The sequence below is a fragment of the Pseudomonas sp. Colony2 genome (assembly GCF_019382755.1).
Taxonomy (GTDB): Bacteria; Pseudomonadota; Gammaproteobacteria; order Pseudomonadales; family Pseudomonadaceae; genus Aquipseudomonas.
In genome coordinates this window covers 1,088,942-1,090,953 of record NZ_CP080030.1, presented here as the reverse complement: position 1 = coordinate 1,090,953, position 2,012 = coordinate 1,088,942, and the positions used below count along the sequence as shown (strand labels likewise).

General features: G+C 64.8%; 2 protein-coding genes. One reads left to right on the top strand and one right to left on the bottom strand.

All coding sequences use genetic code 11. The features are described from left to right. Positions 1-1,020, bottom strand: coding sequence for a Glu/Leu/Phe/Val dehydrogenase dimerization domain-containing protein (locus JV201_RS04445; protein WP_010176963.1), 1,020 nt, complete (start codon positions 1,018-1,020; stop codon positions 1-3). Positions 1,021-1,206: 186 nt separating this feature from the next. Between JV201_RS04445 and JV201_RS04440 the strand changes: the two genes are divergently transcribed. Beyond that, positions 1,207-2,010, top strand: a complete 804-nt coding sequence (locus JV201_RS04440; protein ID WP_003212796.1) for a SirB1 family protein — start codon at positions 1,207-1,209, stop codon at positions 2,008-2,010. The last annotated feature ends 2 nt before the right edge of the window (positions 2,011-2,012 follow it).

Here is a 2,012-nt window from a genome sequence, read left to right as displayed (position 1 = left end):
TCAGCGGTACAGCAAGCGCTCCGCCAGCTCATCCGCTACCCGCGCGGGTGAGCGTTTTTCAGCCTGGGCATGGGCGAAGATTTCGGTCAGGCGCGTGCCGATGTTCGACAGGTGCGCGGTGATGGTTTCCAGCTCCGCGCCGCCGTGCTTGAGGGCCACGTAGATCAGCCCACCGGAGTTGATCACGTAGTCCGGCGCGTAAAGAATCCCACGCCCTTCCAACTGATCGGCCACTTGCAGGTTGGTCAGTTGCGCACTGGCGGAGCCGGCCACCGCTGCGCATCGCAACTGCGCGACCGTGTAGCGGTTGAACACCGCGCCCACACCGCAGGGCGCAAGGATATCGCACGGAGTGCTGAGCAAGGCTTCGTTGGCAATCGGGTGTGCGCCCAGCTGTTCCATGGCCAGTTGCACCTTGCCGTGGTCGATGTCGCTCACCAGCAATTCAGCCCCGGCGGCGTGCAGTTGCTCGGCCAGGGCATAACCGACGTTGCCCAGGCCCTGGATCGCCACGCGCAGACCTTCCAGATTATCGCTGCCCAGGCGAGCCATCGCGGTGGTGCGGATGCCGGCGAACACGCCCATCGCCGCGTGGGGCGAGGGATCGCCGGCCGCCGTGGTGCTGGTGACATAGCGGGTCTGCTGGGCGATGCAATCCATGTCGGCCACCGAGGTGCCGCTGTCGATGGCGGTGATGTAGCGGCCATCCAGCTGCTCGATGCAGCGGCCGAAGGCTTCAAACAATGCCGCGCGGCTTTCCACATGGGCGGGGCGGATGATCACCGCGTTGCCGCCACCCACCGGCAAACCGGCCAGCGCGGCCTTGTAGCTCATGCCCTGCGCCAGGCGCGCGGCATCCGCCACGGCACTTTCATCGTCGGGGTAAGAGAGGTAGCGGCAGCCTCCAAGGGCGGGACCCAGGCGGCTGTTGTGGATGGCAATGACCGCCTTCAACCCGGTGGCCGGGTCAACGCTCAGGTGCAGCGATTCAAGGCGGGTGCTGTGCATGAGCGCAAACATCGTCAAGCTCCCGAATCACTTCTGGTAGGCGCCAAGTATAGGACTGCCAGCGAAACCCTGCTGAAGCGCGCAGGAATAAGACCACCGGTTTTAAAGGGTTTGCGACATAAACAGGTAGGACCTGTCTTAAGGCACTGGACGAAAGTTCACAGCAAGGCTAAAACGAGACATCCGCCGGAGAACCCAATGAAGCCCCGCGACGCCTTTTTTGCCTGCCTGGAACGCTCACCGCCCGCGCTGTTTGAAGCCGCGCTGTGGATGGCGGCCGAGCACGACCCGGCGGTGGACCCCTTGGCCATCCTGCAGGACTTCAAGGTATTGCAGCAATTGGTCAGCCTCAGCATGCCGATGCTGCCGGCGGATGAACTCGGACAACCGTTGCTGCGGCGCATGAACGACCTGGGGTTCGCCCAGGATGACCACACCCCGCTGCGCCCCGCCGCCGCGCTGCTGGACAAGGTGTTGAAGCGTAAACGCGGGCAGCCGCTGGCTCTCGGGCTGATTGCCCTGGAGCTGGCGCGGCGCCTGGACATTCCGCTGGTGGGCGTCAACTTCCCGGGGCACTTCCTGTTGCGGGTGCCGGGCGCCGATCACCTGCTCGACCCCTGCGGCGGCCGACGCCTGTACCCCAACGATTGCCGCGACCTGCTGACCCGCCAGTACGGGCCCAATCTCAAGTTGCAGGCCGACCACCTGCACACCGCCGAGCCGCGATCGATCCTGCAACGGCTGTCGCGTAATCTGCGCCAGTTGCACCTGTCCAACGACGACCACCTGGCCGCTCTGGTGGATGCCGAACGCGTGCTGGAGCTGGGCAATGCCAGCGCCGCCGATTACCTGGCCCGGGCCAGTTTGTATCAGCGCCTGGATTGCCCGAACGCCGAGCGTTTTGACCTGGAACACGCATTGATGCTCAGCGAAGACCCGATCCAGCGTCTACGCCTGACCGAACGGCTGGGGCATTTGCCGCCGAACTCTGTGGTGCATTGACC